The following is a 16,897-nucleotide window of genomic DNA, read 5'->3' as shown; positions in this document are numbered from 1 at the left end:
ACTATGACTATGCATCCCAGATTACAACAAGCCTTTGACCAAAGCCGCGTTCTCAAAGTAATCAGTGGTTTGAATAACTTTGACCACGAACGAGTGACAGCGGTGGTTCAAGCGGCTGAACAAGGTGGTGCGACTTTTGTTGATATTGCAGCATCTCCTGAATTAGTGCGGCAGGTGCGTGCGGTTACTCGTCTACCTATCTGTGTTTCGGCAGTAGTTCCAGAGCAATTTGTCAATGCTGTTGATGCTGGGGCAGATTTGATTGAAATTGGGAACTTTGACAGTTTCTACGCTCAAGGACGACGCTTTGAAGCTGAAGAAGTCTTAGCGCTGACCCAAGAAACGCGATCGCTCCTGCCTGATATTACCTTATCGGTTACAGTTCCTCACATTCTGGAACTTGACCGCCAAGTGCAACTCGCAGAAGCTCTGGTTAAAGTCGGTGCCGATATCATCCAAACCGAAGGTGGCACCAGCAGCGCTCCCCGTGCTGCTGGAACCTTAGGGTTACTCGAAAAAGCTGCTCCTACCCTTGCTGCCGCTTACGAAATCTCCCGTGTCGTGTCTGTACCTGTATTGTGTGCCTCCGGCTTGTCCAACGTTACTGTGCCTATGGCGATCGCGGCGGGAGCAGCAGGCGTTGGCGTTGGTTCTGCCATCAACCAACTCAACAGCGAAATCGCCATGGTAGCCGTTGTCCGCAGCCTGGTAGAATCTCTAGCAACTGTCAGCCGTCCAGTGGCTACTAGAGGTTAAGAGCAGAGGGATGGGGAGTAGGGGAGTAGGGGAGTAGGGGAGCAGGGGAGCAGGGGTGAACCTCTTACCCCTCCCCTTTCATACTTCATCCTTCATCCTAGCCTTCGGCAACGGCTTCGCCGAACATACTTTTTCCCCTACTCAGCACTCAGGACTCAGGACTCAGGACTCAGGACTAAAAAAATCCCTAACCCAAACAATCCTTCAAGGCATAGACCACTTGCTCTTGCTCCTCAACAGTGAGTTCTGGGAACATTGGCAAGGACAACACCTCATGGGCAGCTTGCTCAGTTATGGGTAGCTGTCCTGATTGATAGCCTAAGTCTTTGTAGACGGGTTGGAGGTGCAAAGGTAAGGGATAGTAAACGGCGGAACCAATGCCGAGTTGCTGGAGTTGGTTCCGCACTTCATCTCGTAAACAAGTACCAGACGAGGCTTTGGTGTTTGTCTGTTGCCCCTTTTCTTTAATCCGAATTGTGTATTGATTCCAGACTGAATGACTGCCTGCTACCTCTTGGGGTATGACTATACCCGGAAGTGGTTCTAAACGCTGATGGTAACGCTCAGCAATCTTACGACGGGCATTGTTCCACTGATCGAGGTAACGCAACTTGATGCGGAGAATTGCAGCTTGAATGGTATCTAAGCGGCTGTTGACGCCCATAACTTCGTGATAATAGCCACTGCTTCTCCCGTGGTCTCGAAGTATACGGAGGGAAGCGGCGATCGCTGAATCTTTGGTTGTGATCGCACCCCCATCTCCACAAGCACCAAGATTTTTGCTGGGATAGAAGCTGAAGCAGCCAATATGCCCAATACTACCGACCTTTTTTCCTGACCACTCCGCACCGACAGCTTGAGCACAGTCTTCAATTACAACCAGGTTTCGTTTTTGGGCGATCTCCATAATCGCCGTCATATCTGCCGCTTGCCCAAATAAATGCACGGGCATAATGGCTTTTGTGCGAGTTGTAATTGCTGCTTCGATTTGGGTGACATCCAAATTGAAACTTTGGGGGTCAATATCAACAAAAACGGGTGTAGCACCCACCGCAGCGATCGCTTCGGCGGTGGCAATAAAGGTGAAAGGCGTTGTAATAACTTCATCCCCCGCGCCAACCTGTAACGCTCGCAGGGCGAGATAAAGGGCATCCGTTCCTGAGTTACAAGCTATGCCATGCTCAATACCAACGTAATTAGCAAACTGCTGCTCAAAGCTCTCGACAATTGGACCACCAATATAACCCCCAGAGGTCAAGACATCCTGAACCGCAGCACTAACTTCTTCTCCAATCATTTCGTACTGCCGTGTCAGGTTAAGAGGAGGGATATTATTCACTCGCTTACACCATAAAATGTTTACTTAAATACAAGTAGATTTTCCTGCAAAAGGGAATCTCGTGACTTACTTGTTGATTTACTCAGAATGACACTGCCTTGTTTTTGTTTCACCCATTCATGGGGAGATGAGGGAATGGGGGGAGGGTGAAGGATGAAGTATGAAATATAAGAGGTTAGAGGTATTGTTTTACCTCATCTCCCTGATTGACTGATAAAAGTCTTTCGCCCTCACCCTAAATCCCTCTCAAGAGAATGGGAGAGGGACGCATGAGAAACTATCGAATGGCTCTAGCTCTCTTTCTCCCCTTGTGGGAGAAGGGGTTGGGGATGAGGGGTTAAAGATTTGTCAGTCAACTAGCCTCATTTCCTCATCTCCCCTACTCACCGACTTAGCACTCAGGACTAATCTTTGTGGATGCCGCTATTGAACTTGACTTTGCAGACTTACTTTGGGCATTGGGCTTGATGGCGATCGCTATCGGTTTATCAAGCTGGCAGAAGTTGGGATTAGAGATTCAGTTAGCGATCGCTACAGCACGCACTACTATGCAACTGCTGGTTGTCGGCTATGTCTTAGCCTTCGTCTTTGCTCTGGATAACCCTTGGGCAGTTCTCGGCATCATCGGCATCATGCTGGCGATCGCTACAATTGTTTCTCGCAACCGTATCAGTAAAAAAATTCCTCGCTTGCTACCTTTATTGGCAGGGACAATGTTTTTTAGCACTGCTCTGACTTTGGTATATGTCAATTTACTAATAATTCAGCCGGAAACCTGGTACGAACCACAGTACTTGATTCCCTTGGCAGGGATTGTGCTAGGACAAGCAATGAACGGTGCCGCGATCGCTGGGGAACGTTTGGTTAGCACGATTAATAGTCATCCTCTAGAAATCGAAGCTCACCTTAGCTTAGGTGCCACACCCCAACAATCCGTTGCTGGCTATCGTAAAGAGGCTATCAAAGCCGGACTCATTCCCATTCTCAACCAAATGCTGGTTGTGGGCATCGTCACCCTTCCCGGAATCATTACAGGTCAACTTTTAAGCGGTGTTGACCCTCTAAATGCAGCGTCCTACCAAATCTTAGTTATGTTTATGCTTGCCTTGACTAACCTTCTAACTAGTAGCTTGGTGACTCAAGGACTTTGTCGGCAGTTTTTTAATCGCCACGATCAGTTGGAGCTGCCTTAGTTGTCTGAGGAACTTGTGACAATGGCGATCGCGTCAGCAAAATTGCTCACGAAAAGAACCGTTGATCAAGTCCTTGAAGAGCGAAGGGTGAATAATAAAAACCCCGCCCCCATGCTAGGCGGGATATGTGAGGTCGTTTTTCTGAATACTTGTAGGATACAAACAAAAAGTAAAGAACTCGATAACAAAGCGCATCACGCTTCTATGACCTGACTTTCGGTGTATGAACTTCAACCAATGTGCCCTCGGCGGAATAGACTTCTAGGCGCATTCTAGAGTTTTCACTAATCGCCTCCAAGGCTTCTCCTAACGTCAGAATGTGGTTAACAATCCCGACTTGGGAATTAGAGTCACCCCTAGCCTTAGCGACTAGTGCCCTTTGTTTTACCATCTGCATGTAGGTAGGTGTCAGCTTAACTTGGATGACATTGTTGCTGATTGTGTAGTTACAAACCTGTGTATTGGCAGAACAAGTTTGAGCTAGATCGAGACGGGCTTGTTGGAGTCTAATCGCTAGCTGTAATCCTGCCTGCGCTTGCTTAAGAGCTGTGTTGTAGGAGTTGTTGAGAGCCTGAGCTTTGCCGTAGTAGAAAGTACCACTGGGGACTTGATTGATGTAGGTTAAAGCATCCTGCCAGTGTTTCACCGCTGTAGACCACTGCTGATTTTTTTGAGAAGTTTGAGCGCGTTGGGCAAGGCGCAAGCCCTGGTTGTAAGCACGAGAAGCAAATTGTTCTTGCGCTCTGCGATCGCGAGCTTCGGCAAGTTTAGGCTGATACAGCGCAATCAGTTGCTGGGCTTCTCTTGAAGAGGTTGTACCTTGGGGAATTTGCTTGAGGCGATTTAGGGCACTTTGCCAGGTGGCGTAGACTAATTGCCAATTTTGTAAAGACTGGGCAACTCCTTGACGAGCTTCTGCAATTCGAGCCGCTTCTTTAGCCGCGTTGAGGTGTCCCTGTACCTGCTTTTCTATGGCTAGGCGTTGGTTAATCGTGAGTAAGTTCGCTTGATATGCCTTAATTTTCTGTTGGGCAAGGGGATAGATACTGCTACTTGTAGGGATCTGTTCTAATTGGGCGATTACTTCTCGCCACTGTTGCTGAATCTCTACCCATTTAGAGGCTGGGTGGGGAGGATTTTGGCTTTGATAGGATACCCGTGCTGCTTTTTGCAGAGCATCTACAATTTCATCAGTGCTCTCAGCACGCGGGTAATAGTCCTTCAACCGCGCTTGCGCGTCCTCGTAATAACTTGACCAAAACGGAATTGATTCTAGGCGCTTGATTGCCTCATTTAGTTGCTGCTGTGCTTCTAATATCGCCTTTCCCGATTGCGGATTTTGCAGGGTTTGAGCACTTCTTTGGCTTAACTGTTCCGCTTGGGAAAGGGTTGTACAAGTACCCAGCACGCACGGACGAGTCAAGACATAAAGGCTAGTGGCAAACACCATTACTCCTAACCCTGCCCCAACAACGAGTGCTGGTATAAGATGCTTTATATTTCTTTGGCTTGGCTCCGGTGTCTCTGGTGACAAGTCCTCTTGGCTTGGCTCCGGTGTCTCTGGTAACGAGTCCTCTTCAGCAAAATTTGGAGCGGACGCGATAGGCTCTTCTAGGGAAAAATCAACATCAGGTGCGGAGAAGTCTGACTCTTGATCAAAGTCGGCTGCACTACTGCTAGCAGCGGCGGCAGAGAAGTCTGGAGTGGGTAGAGAGATGTCGTTGAGCGGTGGCTCTGTTGAGGGAGTGGGTGGAGGAGATTGAGGAGCTTGAGGCGATCGCTCTAAAGTAAAAGTATGAAAATCTTGATGCTGCTTTTGCCCTTGCTCTGTCAGATACATCAGTACCCGATGACAGTGTTTTATATTTTCGCCTCGGATCGATTGTTCTAAAAAGCGAAAGACTTTTTTCGGATTTAGTTTAGCGTCGGTGAGACTTTGTGCCAAAATCACCAATGTCTCGTCTTTGAAAAGACACCGAATTTGTACAGGAAATATCTGCGACAGTTCTAATTGCAGATGTCCTTCCAAAAACTGCTCTAGTTCGCTAATGTTGTCCGGGCGCATCGCTGTTTTCATCAAACCACACCAGTTGTCTACTTGTTTTTGAGCTGAGAGGGGTTTTGTATGTACAGCGGTCTTCACCTGAGGCTTGCCAATCTTTGACCGCCTGCACCTATCGCAATTTACACTATGGTCTTTGATCGTTGATGAAGCTAGTACCTACACTAAAAATAGATAACCTCTTGTTGATTTGCCTGAAGTGAAAAACTGAGTAATCTCAAGCAACTTTGTTGGTGAGAGCGTTTTTCTACTCATAGACAGAGAAATCAAGGGAGCAAATGCTGAAATAATGCAAGGTTTGCAGGTAGTGAGAGATTTTGACGAATTTAGTCTTAAATTTGGTCAACCTCCTTGCCCTCACCTAAAAATCTAACGATTAACAAATAATAACTAAAAACATGACTAACGCTTCTTTATCGGAACAAGTGATCTTGATTACAGGGGCTTCAACAGGGATTGGGGAAGCTCTGGCACAATACCTCGCGGCAAAGTTTCTTGGCATCCGCTTAGTTCTAGCAGCACGGAATCAGGAAAAGCTGGAACGGGTTGCAACGCAATGCCGCGCCTCAGGAGCCGAGGTGTTGATTGTTCCCACCGATTTGGCGCAAACTGAGCAAGTTCAAGCCCTGGCAAAAACAGCACTTGAGCAATTTGGGCGAGTGGATGCACTGGTTAACAATGCTGGGTATGGGCAGATGGGCCCAGTTGAGCTAATTACCCCGGAGGAAGCAAAGCAGCAATTTGCCGTAAATTTCCATGGACCTTTGGTTTTAATTCAATCGTTGATTCCCGTCATGCGGAGCCAAGGAGGCGGACGAATTATCAATATCAGTTCTTTGGGGGGGCGAATGGCGTTTCCGGCGGGGGGGATGTATAGTTCTTCTAAATTTGCCTTGGAAGCTCTTAGTGATGTTCTCCGCATGGAGTTAGAAGCCTTCAACATCAAAGTCAGCGTCATTGAACCGGGGCCTGTGAAGACCCAATTTTTTGATGTCGCCACTCAAAAGGTAGAACTCACGACACCAGACCCAACGAAGATGTTCTACGAGCCAGCGTTGAGGCGGGTGAAGAACATGGAGCAACAAACGGGGAATATGGCGTGGAGTTCTGAACGGGTGGCAAAGGTAATTGTGCGATCGCTTACAGACCGTCGTCCCCGTCCGCGCTATATTGCTGCAACCGGAGGAAAGATTTTGTTGTTTTTCATGCTCAAAGTTTTCCCAACTTGGGTCAAGGACGCCTTTTGGAAGCGTTTTTATGGAATTGACCAAGTTGCCAGAGACTGGCGTAATCGCCAAGTTCAAGAATTAAGAACCGGGGAATAAAGCAGGGGCAGTAAGTAACAAAACATGGACTTGTTAGAGTACCAAGCAAAAGAATTATTTCGAGAAATTGGCATTCCAATTTTGCCCTCTCAACGGATCGATCAACCTAGAGATTTAAAGGGTCTACAGATTCCTTATCCAGTCGTGCTCAAGTCGCAAGTGCGGACGGGGGGACGTGGGAAAGCCGGGGGCATTAAGTTTGTTGAAAATACCATTGATGCGATCGCCGCTGCCCGAACTATCTTTAATCTGTCCATCCTCGGTGAGTATCCTCAAGTGCTGCTGGCTGAAACTCGCTACGATGCGGATCGGGAGTTTTATCTGGCTGTTGTCCTTGATTATTCCTCAGGTCGCCCTGTGTTGTTGGGTTCGCCCCAAGGAGGAATTAATGTTGAAGCGGTGATGGAACAAATGCAAAAAGTCGTCGTGGAACAGGAGTTTTCTCCGTTTTACGCTCGACGTTTAGCCCTGAAGATGGGGCTTCAAGGAGCGTTGATTGACTCCATCAGTAATGTTGTACAGAAGATGTATCAGCTATTTGTCCAAAAAGATCTGGACTTGGTGGAGATTAACCCCCTTGGCATTAGTGTCACAGGTGAGGTAATGGCATTGGACGGGAAAGTTTCTGCCAACGACAATGCCTTAAGCCGACATCCGGAGTTGGAATCTCTTGCCCCCCTGCGTATAAATGGACAGGCTCAGGAGCAGCAATTTAGCAACCAATTCAAAGGTCTAGAGTGGATCAGCGGTGAGGGCAACATTGGAATTATTTGCAATGGAACTGGTTTGGCAGCCGCTACCCTGGATTTGATTTATCAGGCAAAGGGAAATCCAGCCAGCTGTTTAATCATTGATAGCGATACGGGGTACGATGCCCTGGGTGTCACGTCAATCATTGAACAGCTAGAGGTAGCGTTAGATCAGATTGCCAACAGCCGAGATATTAAGGTGATCCTTGTGAACATCCTCAGCAGTGCAGTGACAGTAAATGCGGTTGTTGAGGCGATCGCTAGTTACTTGCTTCCCCAAGTGGAAGAAATAGTAGGAGATAGGGCAGAACGGACGACGGGGGTAAGCCTGCGTTCGCGGCGCGATCGCCCTACGAATAGTGCCGCAGGTAATCCTCAGATAACCGCAAATGCTGAATATTCTGCCTCATCCGGTAAGCGCCGCTCCACCACTCGTTCGCCCAACTTTGTCATCCGAGTCGTAGGCAGCGACATTGATGGGGTTAAAGAGCGTTTAGCAGCGCTACCTGTACACTGGTTGAATAACTTAGATGAAGCGGTTGCTCGTGCTGTATCTCTTGCTAAGTCAGCAACAAAGAAGTCTTGACTAAACAAGTAAGGATGAGTCTTTGGTACATGCCTCGCTCCTTGTAGATGAACAAATCCTTCATCACTAGTTACGGGCAACTATAATCAATCAGGTAATTGCCCGGTTTGTCCGAACGGTTTGAGATGAAGTTGACGCCAGATAGTAAAGTGCTTGTACAGGGAATCACAGAACCCCTTGGTTCCTACTACACTGCCCAAATGCTCGCCTATGGAACTAACATTGTTGCTGGCGTAAGCGCAGGTCAGGGAGGAGAGGCGGTGGAGGGGATTCCTGTCTTTGACTTAGTCGAGCAGGCGATCGCCAACCATGGTTCTGTAGATACTACGATTATCTTTGTGCCCTCCTATGGAGCACTCGACGCTGCTTTAGAAGCTATCGATGCGGGAATTCGGCAAATCGTTCTTGTGACGAGGGGAATTCCTCCCTTAGATGTCGTGCGCCTACTGAGAAAAGCCCAAGCGACAGATACCCTTGTTATTGGTCCCAACAGTTCCGGGGTTATTGTGCCAGGAAAAATTTTGTTGGGGACTCACCGAGAAGAGTTTTACACCCCCGGTAACATTGGACTAATCAGCCGCACAGGCCCATTAACCTACGAAGCGGCATTAGCATTAACGCAGGATAAGTTAGGACAGTCCATCAGTGTCAGCCTGGGTACTGATCCGATTGTTGGCTCTTCCTTTGGTCAGTGGTTAAAAATCTTAGCAGCCGACCCAGATACAGAAGCGATCGTATTAGTAGACCAAACTGGCGGTGGTAGTGAAGAAAATGTTGCCGAATACATTGCAGCGACTACTAATAAACCCATAATTGCCTACGTTGCTGGACGCTATACTCCTGTAGAGCAACAACTCAATGATGCTGGGACAATTCTTGCCGCCCAACTTTCAGGCCCTGTCACCCTGAGGACTACAGCCCAACATAAAGTTGCAGCGTTCAAACAGGCAAACGTTCCTGTAGCAGAACGTCCTTCTCAGATTCCCGAACTGGTGAGAAAGGCACTTAAGTGAGGTTAACCTCATCTTCGGTTGCAGAGATTCGTTAAGGCTCAAAGACAGCACGCCCAAACATGTTTATTTGTAGGGGCATGCCATGTCCCTACCCGGTCTTCCTTGCTTCTCTGGAAAATTATTGCAGAAAAATAAGTTCGTCTAGGCAAACTCAGAGAATAGTCGAGTTAGAGATTGAGGACGTTGAGATGCAAAATTCTACTGCGGAACGATCATTCCTCTTTTTACTGCCGGACGCTCTTGAACTGTCTTAACCCAGCGTCTCAAATTAGGATGCTCATCCAGAGTTAAACCTTGAAATTCATAAATCGCAACCCAAGGGTAAGTTGCAATATCAGCAATCGAGTAGTCGTCGCAGAGAAACTCATGGTCGGCTAATTGTTGATCTAACACCCCGTAAAGTCGAAGTGTTTCCTTCTCATAACGCTCAATTGCGTAGGGAATCTTTTCTAATGCGAACTTCCGGAAGTGGTTGAGCTGACCAAACATCGGGCCGATACTGCCCATCTGCATCATCAACCAAGACAGAACTTGAAAGCGTTTTTTGGTGTCAGTTGGGAGGAATTTACCCGTTTTCTCAGCCAGATAAATCAGCAAAGCCCCTGATTCAAAGATAGTGATACCAGTATCTTGGTCAACAATTGCAGGAATTTTACTATTGGGGTTAATGGCTACATACTCTGGCTCAAATTGCTCGTCCTTAGTGATGTCAATTTTGTGGACATTGTAGGGGATCTCGACTTCTTCCAACATGATGGAAGCTTTGTGTCCGTTGGGAGTGCCAAACGTGTAAAGGTCAATCATGAGATTTGGTAAGTAGTTGTAATTTTGCTGATGCTCTCTCACTTTAAGTGAGCTTGCTAATTCTTTGTGGCTAGTAGGTGCTCAAGATAACGTAATGAGTCAGGAGGTTTAGATTCTCTGATTATCTGGTGCTTATTTACTTCTTGCTGATTTGGAGCGATCGCCACTTCACCAAAAGCCACCATTAGTATGAGTTCAGGACGATTTATTAAAACTCTTATTGTGACAATGCAGCTAGCGCCTCATCCTATTGTTAAAGACTTAGTACTAGTTGGTGGCGGTCATAGCCACGCGATCGCGCTGAAAATGTTTGGCATGAACCCTTTGCCAGGAGTGCGTCTCACGTTAATCACTGACATGTCCCACACCCCTTATTCAGGAATGTTACCGGGTTATGTGGCGGGCTTTTATAGCTTTGATGAATGTCATATGGATCTGCGACGCCTCGCCCAATTTGCCCAAGCTCAACTCTATATTGATACCGCCGTTGGTCTCGATCTAGAAAACAATAGAGTTTTGTGCGCCAATCATCCTCCCGTTACCTTTGATCTTTTATCGATTGATATTGGTAGCACCCCCGCTAAACAGTCTGTACCCGGTGCAGCAAAATACGCCATTCCGGCTAAACCCGTTTCCCAGTTTTTGCACAACTGGAATCAATTGGTTGATCGGGTTGCTCAAAATCCGCAAAAACCCATCTCCCTGGGGATTGTCGGTGGGGGTGCAGGCGGGGTGGAACTGTCGCTGACGATGCAGCATCACCTGCATCAAGTTCTCAAAAATGCCGATCAACCTGTAGACAACCTCACCATTCACTTATTCCATCGAGGCGCTGAACTTACCCATGGTAAAAATCCTTGGGTACGCCGACACTTGCAAAACATTTTGCTGGAGCGTGGCGTAGAGTTGCATCTTCAGGAAAGTGTTTGCGAAGTGCTACCTCAAAACATCCTTTGTGAGTCGGGTTTAATCGTCGAATCTGACTACACCTTCTGGGTAACAACCGCTGCTGCACCGCACTGGATTGCCGCTTCTGGGATCGAAACTGACTCCAAAGGCTTTATTTTGGTTGATGATCAGCTGCGATCGCTATCTCATCCCCATGTCTTTGCTGCTGGTGATATCGCCACAATGGCTAATCATCCCCGCCCTAAAGCTGGTGTGTTTGCCGTACGTCAAGGGAAGCCACTGTTTCAAAATCTCCAGCAAACCTGTCTTGAAAAACCCCTCAAACCCTACAAACCCCAGAAGCGATACCTAAGTTTAATTGGCACGGGAGATGGAAACTGCATTGCCTCATGGGGAGCGTTTGGCTGGCAATCACGATGGTTATGGCATTGGAAAGACTATATTGACCGTAAATTTATGGAGCAATTTAGCGATTTGCCAGAAATGTCAGAACGGCAAGGAAGCGATCGCCAACCCCAAATCAGCCCCGAATCAATTCCTAATACCATGCATTGTAGAGGCTGTGGTTCCAAAGTTGGAAGCAGTGTTTTACAGCGAGTTTTACAGCGACTGCAAGCCCAACAGGGGGCTTACCCGCGAAATGATATTCTGATGGGATTAGATACGCCCGATGATTGTGCCGTCCTGCAAGTGCCACCTAATCGGGTGATGGTACAAACCATTGATTACTTTCCCGCTTTAATCAATGACCCTTTTGTTTTTGGACAAATCTGTACCAATCATTGCCTGAGTGATATTTTCGCCATGGGTGCAACACCTCAAAGCGCCCTTGCCGTTGTCACCGTTCCCTATGCTAAAGAAACGAAAGTAGAGGAAACACTTTATCAACTGCTTTCTGGTGCCATGAAGGTACTGTATCAGGCACAAACAACTCTAGTTGGTGGTCATACAACCGAAGGCGCAGAACTTGCCTTTGGACTTACCTGTAACGGATTGGCTGATCCTGACAAACTGCTGCGAAAAGATGGAATGAAGCCGGGACAGGTGTTAATTCTCACGAAAGCATTAGGTACGGGAACGCTCTTTGCGGCTGATATGCGTCGTTTGGCAAAAGGGCGCTGGATTGATGATGCTGTCGAGTCAATGCTGTTATCAAACCAAGCCGCCGCTGGTGTATTTGTAGAGTATGGAGCAACGGCTTGCACGGATGTTACAGGTTTTGGGCTACTGGGGCATCTACTAGAAATGGTGCAGGCGTCTGGTGTGGCTGTGGAGCTAGATTTAGCCGCCATCCCTGTGCTAGAAGGTGCTCAGGAAATGGTGCAGCAAGGTATTACTAGCTCTCTCCAGCCACAAAATCTTCGTTCCTCTGCTTACCTGAGTAATCTAACAGCGGTAAGCGATCGCCCCACTTATCCTTTGCTGTTTGATCCGCAAACAGCCGGAGGTCTACTAGCGACTATTCCCGCAGAACAGGCAACAGCATGTCTAGTCGCACTCAAAGCTCAGGGATATACCTGTAGCCGCATTATTGGTCGCATCCTGCCAATGGCAGATAGCCTGAAGCCAATTCAGATTCTTAGCTAAAAGGTTTATTGGGGTTGAAGAACTTGTAACCACCGTTGCACACAGACGAATATCTGATGTTTCCTCTGTATAGCCTCAGACTTTCAGCCTATAGATAGATAGCTAAGATACTCAAAATTGACTTGATTCAGCATCATGAAGGTCAGGATCAAACACGTCACTGATATTAATTCCCGTGGAATCCTTAATTAGCTGTGCCGCCTTGTCTGGGTCTTGATAAATGAGTTCAAGGAACTTTGTCTTGTCAAGTCCCGCCATCTTGGAATAAAATCCCACCTCTGACATGATTCGAGACTCTGAAGAGCGTAGATACATCGATAAACAATGATGAGCCTGTGTTGTCGCTTGACGCTTTGTTCTGAAGAAGGCTAGGGCATGTAAGAGTCTGTCTTCATAAGGGGCCAAGGGCTTAAGATGAATTCTTTTCGGGTTCATAGTCACTATTTTTCGTCTCTACATGGGTATTTGGTTACTATAACCCCAATATTTTTGTAAAGACTGTTTGCACCTCTTTAGGCTTTTAGTGACTAAAAACTAACTTTGTAAGCATGATTAGTGACTAAAAGCTAACTTTATTGTGATGACTTTATGGCACTAAATCACTACTATTCCTTAGCAGCATCACCAGGATGACGCGATCGCTGCTACCTAGCACTTACACAGGCAGCTCCGAACGTCCTCCAAAAAAAAAGGCGATCGCCTTCTATACAACCACAATTGAAAAGACCCCTAACTTAATGCTAGGAGTCTAAACAACTTTCCACGGAGAGGGGGGGATTCGAACCCCCGTTGGCTTTCGCCAAAGCGCATTTCGAGTGCGCCGCATTCAACCGCTCTGCCACCTCTCCAAGGTGTGAGTGTATCCTCGCTATTTTACTGACTTCTGGGTACAATTGACCAGCTTTTTACTCAAGTGAGACATCCTTGTCCAGTGCATCTAGAGTTGTTTCCAAGCCATGTGCCGGAGTCCATTGAATTGCACCGTCGCGCCCAGTCCAGTAAATCTCAGTTTTCATACTTTCTAACAGTAGGGCGGTGTTCTGCTCAACGGTGTTAGCAGAGGCGATCGCGACTTGGGGTTGCAGTACCTCTAACAACTCTGGTGCCAGCTTTTCTCCTGACCACCAAAGCACCTGCACGCGAGGCAAATTGACAGTCGCCACTAAATTTTCTTGCTGATCAAGTTTGCTCTCTCCTAACAGCAACCAGCTGTGGTCATCTATTTGCAGATGCAACACAGGCGGTTCGGCATTAAGCAGTGTGATCGGTACAGCACCCGCTGAAATTTGACTTGCTGGCAACGCTTGGTAATCTCCTCGCTTTGCCTTCACAGCTTTGGCGATCGCTGGCTGCGTCACGTTGAGTGCTGGCGAAGCCACATTGCTATAGAAGTTCTTCACAGACAAGCGGTCTAACAGAAACAACCAACCACTCCTCCATTGAGGTTGAGAATTAAGAGCAACAGCATAATTAATGCGATCAATTCCCTGTTTTTGTAAAAACGGTAGTACTGTAAATCTTGCTGTATCCACTCCTCCACTGTTAATAAGCGTTACTTGCCCCCGGTTTTGAACCACTAAAACTGGATCTTGATTTGATCCCAGCACTGTTGCTTGTATCAGTGCTGCCTGAGTTTGCCACACAGGAAGTACGACTACAGCCACAGCCGTCAGTCCAACTAACCACCATTGGCGTCCCCAACGCCTGCTGACTAAAATCAAACCGATTAGTCCATAGAGACAAAAGAGCTGAACTAACGAGATTGTCCCTACAGCAACTGAATTCCCCGGCAACTGGCTGAAAAATTGCACTAATTCAATGAGTAACTGAGTAGGGAAATAAAGTAGCCAGGCGATCGCACTACCTGCTAAGGGAAAAATCACCGCCGCTAAGGCACTGATAATTCCCCCAATACTAATGATGGAAATTAGCGGCGTGGTGATGATATTTAGAACAATGCTGTAGGGCGCAACCACACCAAAAACATAAATTAGTAGGGGAAGTGTCCACAAAGAAGCCGCCAGTGGCACAGCAATCAAAATCGCGATCGCTGGTGGCAACCAATCCAACTGCTTGGTCAATGGTGGAACTGTCACCACTAGTCCTAAAGTGGCTAAGAAACTGAGCTGGAATGCCAAATCCCAGATCCATAAGGGATTAAATAGCAGTAGCAGTGTTGCCGCTAGCAGTAGCGATCCTAGAGGCTTTGTCTTCCGCTGTGTTGCTAAAGCAATTAACGCTCCCAATCCCATGACGGCTGCTCTAGCAACGGAAGGCTGTAGACCTGTCAAACCAACAAAGACAACTAAAGCAGCAACACCCCACACCAACTGCGATCGCTTTGACAGCCGCTTAGTTAGAGTGACAACCAACCCTAAAATCAAAGAAATCTGAAATCCCGAAGCCGCTAAAGCATGAGCTAATCCCGTCTGAACAAATTTGTCACGAATGTCATAGGGCAAATCAACGGCTTGACCTCCCAAGACTATTGAACTAACTAGTGGGCCCGCTGGACTGCCGAGCCAGTGAATCTGGGCGCGGACAATTCGCTGCCGTAGCTGCCACCATCCCCACGGATGTTTGAGGTGCTCCTCTGTCCCATTAATTTGACGCCCCCTCATCCCAGCAAACGTTCCTTCCTTTGCTAGAAATGCTTTGAAGTCAAACGCTCCTGGATTAGTCGCGGCTTCAGGTTCGTACAGATTGCCCGTAACCGCAATTACCTGACCAGGATAAAGTCCCGTTGCTTGCAGAAGGGGGGCAGTGACATATAGCTTTCCTGTTGCTTCCTGGCTAATTTCCGCTGGACCATCGCGACTTTCTACTTCACTGAGTCCGACAACATCTAACCAAAACTGTGCCTTCTGACTTCTCGTCAGGCGAGGTACACTGTCTATCTTGCCCTGAACTATAACAACTTTTTCCAGTGCCCTATCTTCAGAAGCTGGAATAAATTGACTGATGTCGGATGGCAGAGGATGCGGTATCCGAAGCTGCAAGTATACAGTTGCCAATGCTCCCACAATACCAGCCGCAATCCATATTTTCGGTCTAGGACCTGTTCGCCACCAGCGAGGCACAATAATCGCTAGAACCCCTCCTAAAACCGTTACTGCCAAAATCAGTTGAGCACTCTCTTCCCAGGGAACGGCGCGAGAGGGTAAACCTAAAATCCCTGTAGACAGCAGTCCCAAGATATAGACGAAACACAGCAGTGCCATATTAATAGCTGTCATCTGGTTGCTAAACTCAGCTTTAATCTCAGTACAGTCTGGTGAGATTTACTTTTAAAAGCGATCGCAGATTCTGCCACCACTCGCCGCCGCCAACTCGCTAGCCCTACAGAACTAACCATCATCATCGGATAACCCCAATAAACAACTGGCTCAAGAATTCCTGAGTTGCAAAATTGGTTAGCGATCGACTCTAATACCTGACTCAGACTTTCCATCCGTTCTGTAACCTTTGGGTAAGCAAGTTTTGCGATCTCTATACACAAGCTTTCGGACAGTTTAACCGAGCCAGATAACGCCGTTGAGCTACTGAACCTATTTTCGTTTTGTACTCAGCCGATAGTGACTAGACTGTCTGTATCCGATTGAGTGGAAAGCCCAAGGTTTCTCGCTGCTGCAAATAAAGTTGAGCAACTTGCCGTGCCAGGTTGCGGATTCTGCCGATATAGCGCGTTCGCTCCGTTACAGAGATAACTCCTCTAGCATCCAGTAAATTAAACGTGTGAGAGCACTTAAGAACGTAGTCCAGGCAAGGTAAAACCAACCCTTTTTTGGTAAGTTGCTCTGCCTCTTGCTCGTACAGACCAAAGAGGGTAAACAGTAAATCTGGATTAGATGCCTCGAAGTTGTAAGTACATTGCTCAACTTCTCCTTGAAGATGAACATCCCCATAAGTAACGCGATCAGTCCAGCGAATCTTTGTGAAGGCGTCCACCTCTTGCAAATACATAACCAATCGCTCTAACCCATAAGTGATCTCAATAGAGACTGGGCGACAATCAATGCCTCCACATTGCTGGAAGTAGGTGAATTGAGTAATCTCCATCCCATCAAGCCAGACTTCCCAACCAACTCCCCAAGCACCAAGAGTTGGTGATTCCCAGTTATCTTCAACAAACCGAATGTCATGGTCTTCCGGATGAATCCCTAAAGCCCTTAAAGAATCCAGGTAAATTTCTTGGATATTATCGGGTGAAGGCTTAATTAGTACTTGGTACTGATAGTAGTGCTGATAGCGGTTAGGATTTTCTCCATACCGTCCATCTGTCGGCCGTCGGCACGGTTCAACGTAAGCAACTGACCACGGCTCGGGTCCAATTGCTCTCAGGAACGTATGAGGATTCATCGTGCCAGCGCCTTTTTCGGTGTCATAGGATTGGGCAATCAAGCAACCGCGATCGCTCCAAAACTGATTTAAGGTAGCAATAACCGACTGAAAATTCATAATTACCTTCATTCCTGCCCAAACTGTACAAACTATTTTCGCGTAAATGCCGCTTCACAACAGGCATCGAGGGAATTGTCCCAAAAAGTTGTTCTAAATAGTTGACAGAAGGATTT

General features: G+C 47.3%; 13 protein-coding genes and 1 tRNA gene. 6 read left to right on the top strand and 8 right to left on the bottom strand.

Annotation, left to right across the window (positions count from 1 at the left end; all coding sequences use genetic code 11):
• Positions 1-3: 3 nt before the first annotated feature.
• Positions 4-756 (top strand): DUF561 domain-containing protein, encoded by a 753-nt coding sequence (locus AC5JR3_RS15045; RefSeq protein WP_495847357.1) that lies wholly within the window; start codon positions 4-6, stop codon positions 754-756.
• A gap of 187 nt (positions 757-943) precedes the next feature.
• Here the strand turns inward: AC5JR3_RS15045 and AC5JR3_RS15040 are convergent, their stop codons facing one another.
• Positions 944-2,095, bottom strand: coding sequence for a DegT/DnrJ/EryC1/StrS family aminotransferase (locus tag AC5JR3_RS15040; RefSeq protein WP_495847356.1), 1,152 nt, complete (start codon positions 2,093-2,095; stop codon positions 944-946).
• A 413-nt stretch (positions 2,096-2,508) separates the two neighbouring features.
• Here AC5JR3_RS15040 and AC5JR3_RS15035 point away from each other — a divergent pair, with 413 nt between their 5' ends.
• Positions 2,509-3,288 carry an ABC transporter permease gene (locus tag AC5JR3_RS15035; protein ID WP_495847355.1) on the top strand — a complete coding sequence of 260 codons (780 nt, stop codon included), beginning with the start codon at positions 2,509-2,511 and terminating at the stop codon, positions 3,286-3,288.
• A gap of 202 nt (positions 3,289-3,490) precedes the next feature.
• On the opposite strand, the gene AC5JR3_RS15030 is transcribed toward AC5JR3_RS15035, so the two are convergent.
• The gene (locus AC5JR3_RS15030; protein ID WP_495847354.1) at positions 3,491-5,431 is read right to left on the bottom strand and encodes a hypothetical protein; all 1,941 of its coding nucleotides are present in this window, start codon (positions 5,429-5,431) and stop codon (positions 3,491-3,493) included.
• A 317-nt stretch (positions 5,432-5,748) separates the two neighbouring features.
• Here AC5JR3_RS15030 and AC5JR3_RS15025 point away from each other — a divergent pair, with 317 nt between their 5' ends.
• From AC5JR3_RS15025 to AC5JR3_RS15015, 3 genes are all read left to right on the top strand, one after another.
• Positions 5,749-6,675, top strand: coding sequence for an SDR family NAD(P)-dependent oxidoreductase (locus AC5JR3_RS15025; RefSeq protein ID WP_495847353.1), 927 nt, complete (start codon positions 5,749-5,751; stop codon positions 6,673-6,675).
• Between the two features lie 24 nt (positions 6,676-6,699).
• Complete coding sequence (locus tag AC5JR3_RS15020) at positions 6,700-8,010, top strand: ATP-grasp domain-containing protein (RefSeq protein ID WP_495847352.1); 1,311 nt, start codon at positions 6,700-6,702, stop codon at positions 8,008-8,010.
• A 125-nt stretch (positions 8,011-8,135) separates the two neighbouring features.
• Positions 8,136-9,023, top strand: coding sequence for a succinate--CoA ligase subunit alpha (locus tag AC5JR3_RS15015; RefSeq protein WP_495847378.1), 888 nt, complete (start codon positions 8,136-8,138; stop codon positions 9,021-9,023).
• Between the two features lie 198 nt (positions 9,024-9,221).
• Here the strand turns inward: AC5JR3_RS15015 and AC5JR3_RS15010 are convergent, their stop codons facing one another.
• Positions 9,222-9,827, bottom strand: coding sequence for a glutathione binding-like protein (locus AC5JR3_RS15010; protein WP_495847351.1), 606 nt, complete (start codon positions 9,825-9,827; stop codon positions 9,222-9,224).
• A gap of 228 nt (positions 9,828-10,055) precedes the next feature.
• On the opposite strand from AC5JR3_RS15010, the gene selD reads away from it, so the two are divergent.
• Positions 10,056-12,323, top strand: coding sequence for a selenide, water dikinase SelD (gene selD, locus AC5JR3_RS15005; RefSeq protein WP_495847377.1), 2,268 nt, complete (start codon positions 10,056-10,058; stop codon positions 12,321-12,323).
• Between the two features lie 111 nt (positions 12,324-12,434).
• On the opposite strand, the gene AC5JR3_RS15000 is transcribed toward selD, so the two are convergent.
• The 5 genes from AC5JR3_RS15000 to glyQ form a co-directional block, all read right to left on the bottom strand.
• Positions 12,435-12,608, bottom strand: a complete 174-nt coding sequence (locus AC5JR3_RS15000) for a hypothetical protein (RefSeq protein ID WP_495847350.1) — start codon at positions 12,606-12,608, stop codon at positions 12,435-12,437.
• A 478-nt stretch (positions 12,609-13,086) separates the two neighbouring features.
• A tRNA-Ser gene (locus tag AC5JR3_RS14995) sits at positions 13,087-13,171 on the bottom strand.
• Between the two features lie 57 nt (positions 13,172-13,228).
• Complete coding sequence (locus AC5JR3_RS14990; RefSeq protein ID WP_495847349.1) at positions 13,229-15,559, bottom strand: ComEC/Rec2 family competence protein; 2,331 nt, start codon at positions 15,557-15,559, stop codon at positions 13,229-13,231.
• Positions 15,556-15,774 carry a hypothetical protein gene (locus AC5JR3_RS14985; RefSeq protein ID WP_495847348.1) on the bottom strand — a complete coding sequence of 73 codons (219 nt, stop codon included), beginning with the start codon at positions 15,772-15,774 and terminating at the stop codon, positions 15,556-15,558. The genes AC5JR3_RS14990 and AC5JR3_RS14985 overlap by 4 nt, the downstream gene beginning before the upstream one ends.
• Before the next feature lie 128 nt (positions 15,775-15,902).
• On the bottom strand, positions 15,903-16,781 hold the full coding sequence (gene glyQ / locus AC5JR3_RS14980) for a glycine--tRNA ligase subunit alpha (RefSeq protein ID WP_495847347.1): 879 nt from the start codon (positions 16,779-16,781) through the stop codon (positions 15,903-15,905).
• Positions 16,782-16,897: the final 116 nt, after the last annotated feature.

The sequence above is a fragment of the Kastovskya adunca genome, assembly GCF_059505785.1.
Note: the sequence above shows the minus strand (reverse complement) of the source record. Positions and strands in the feature narration are given on the sequence as shown.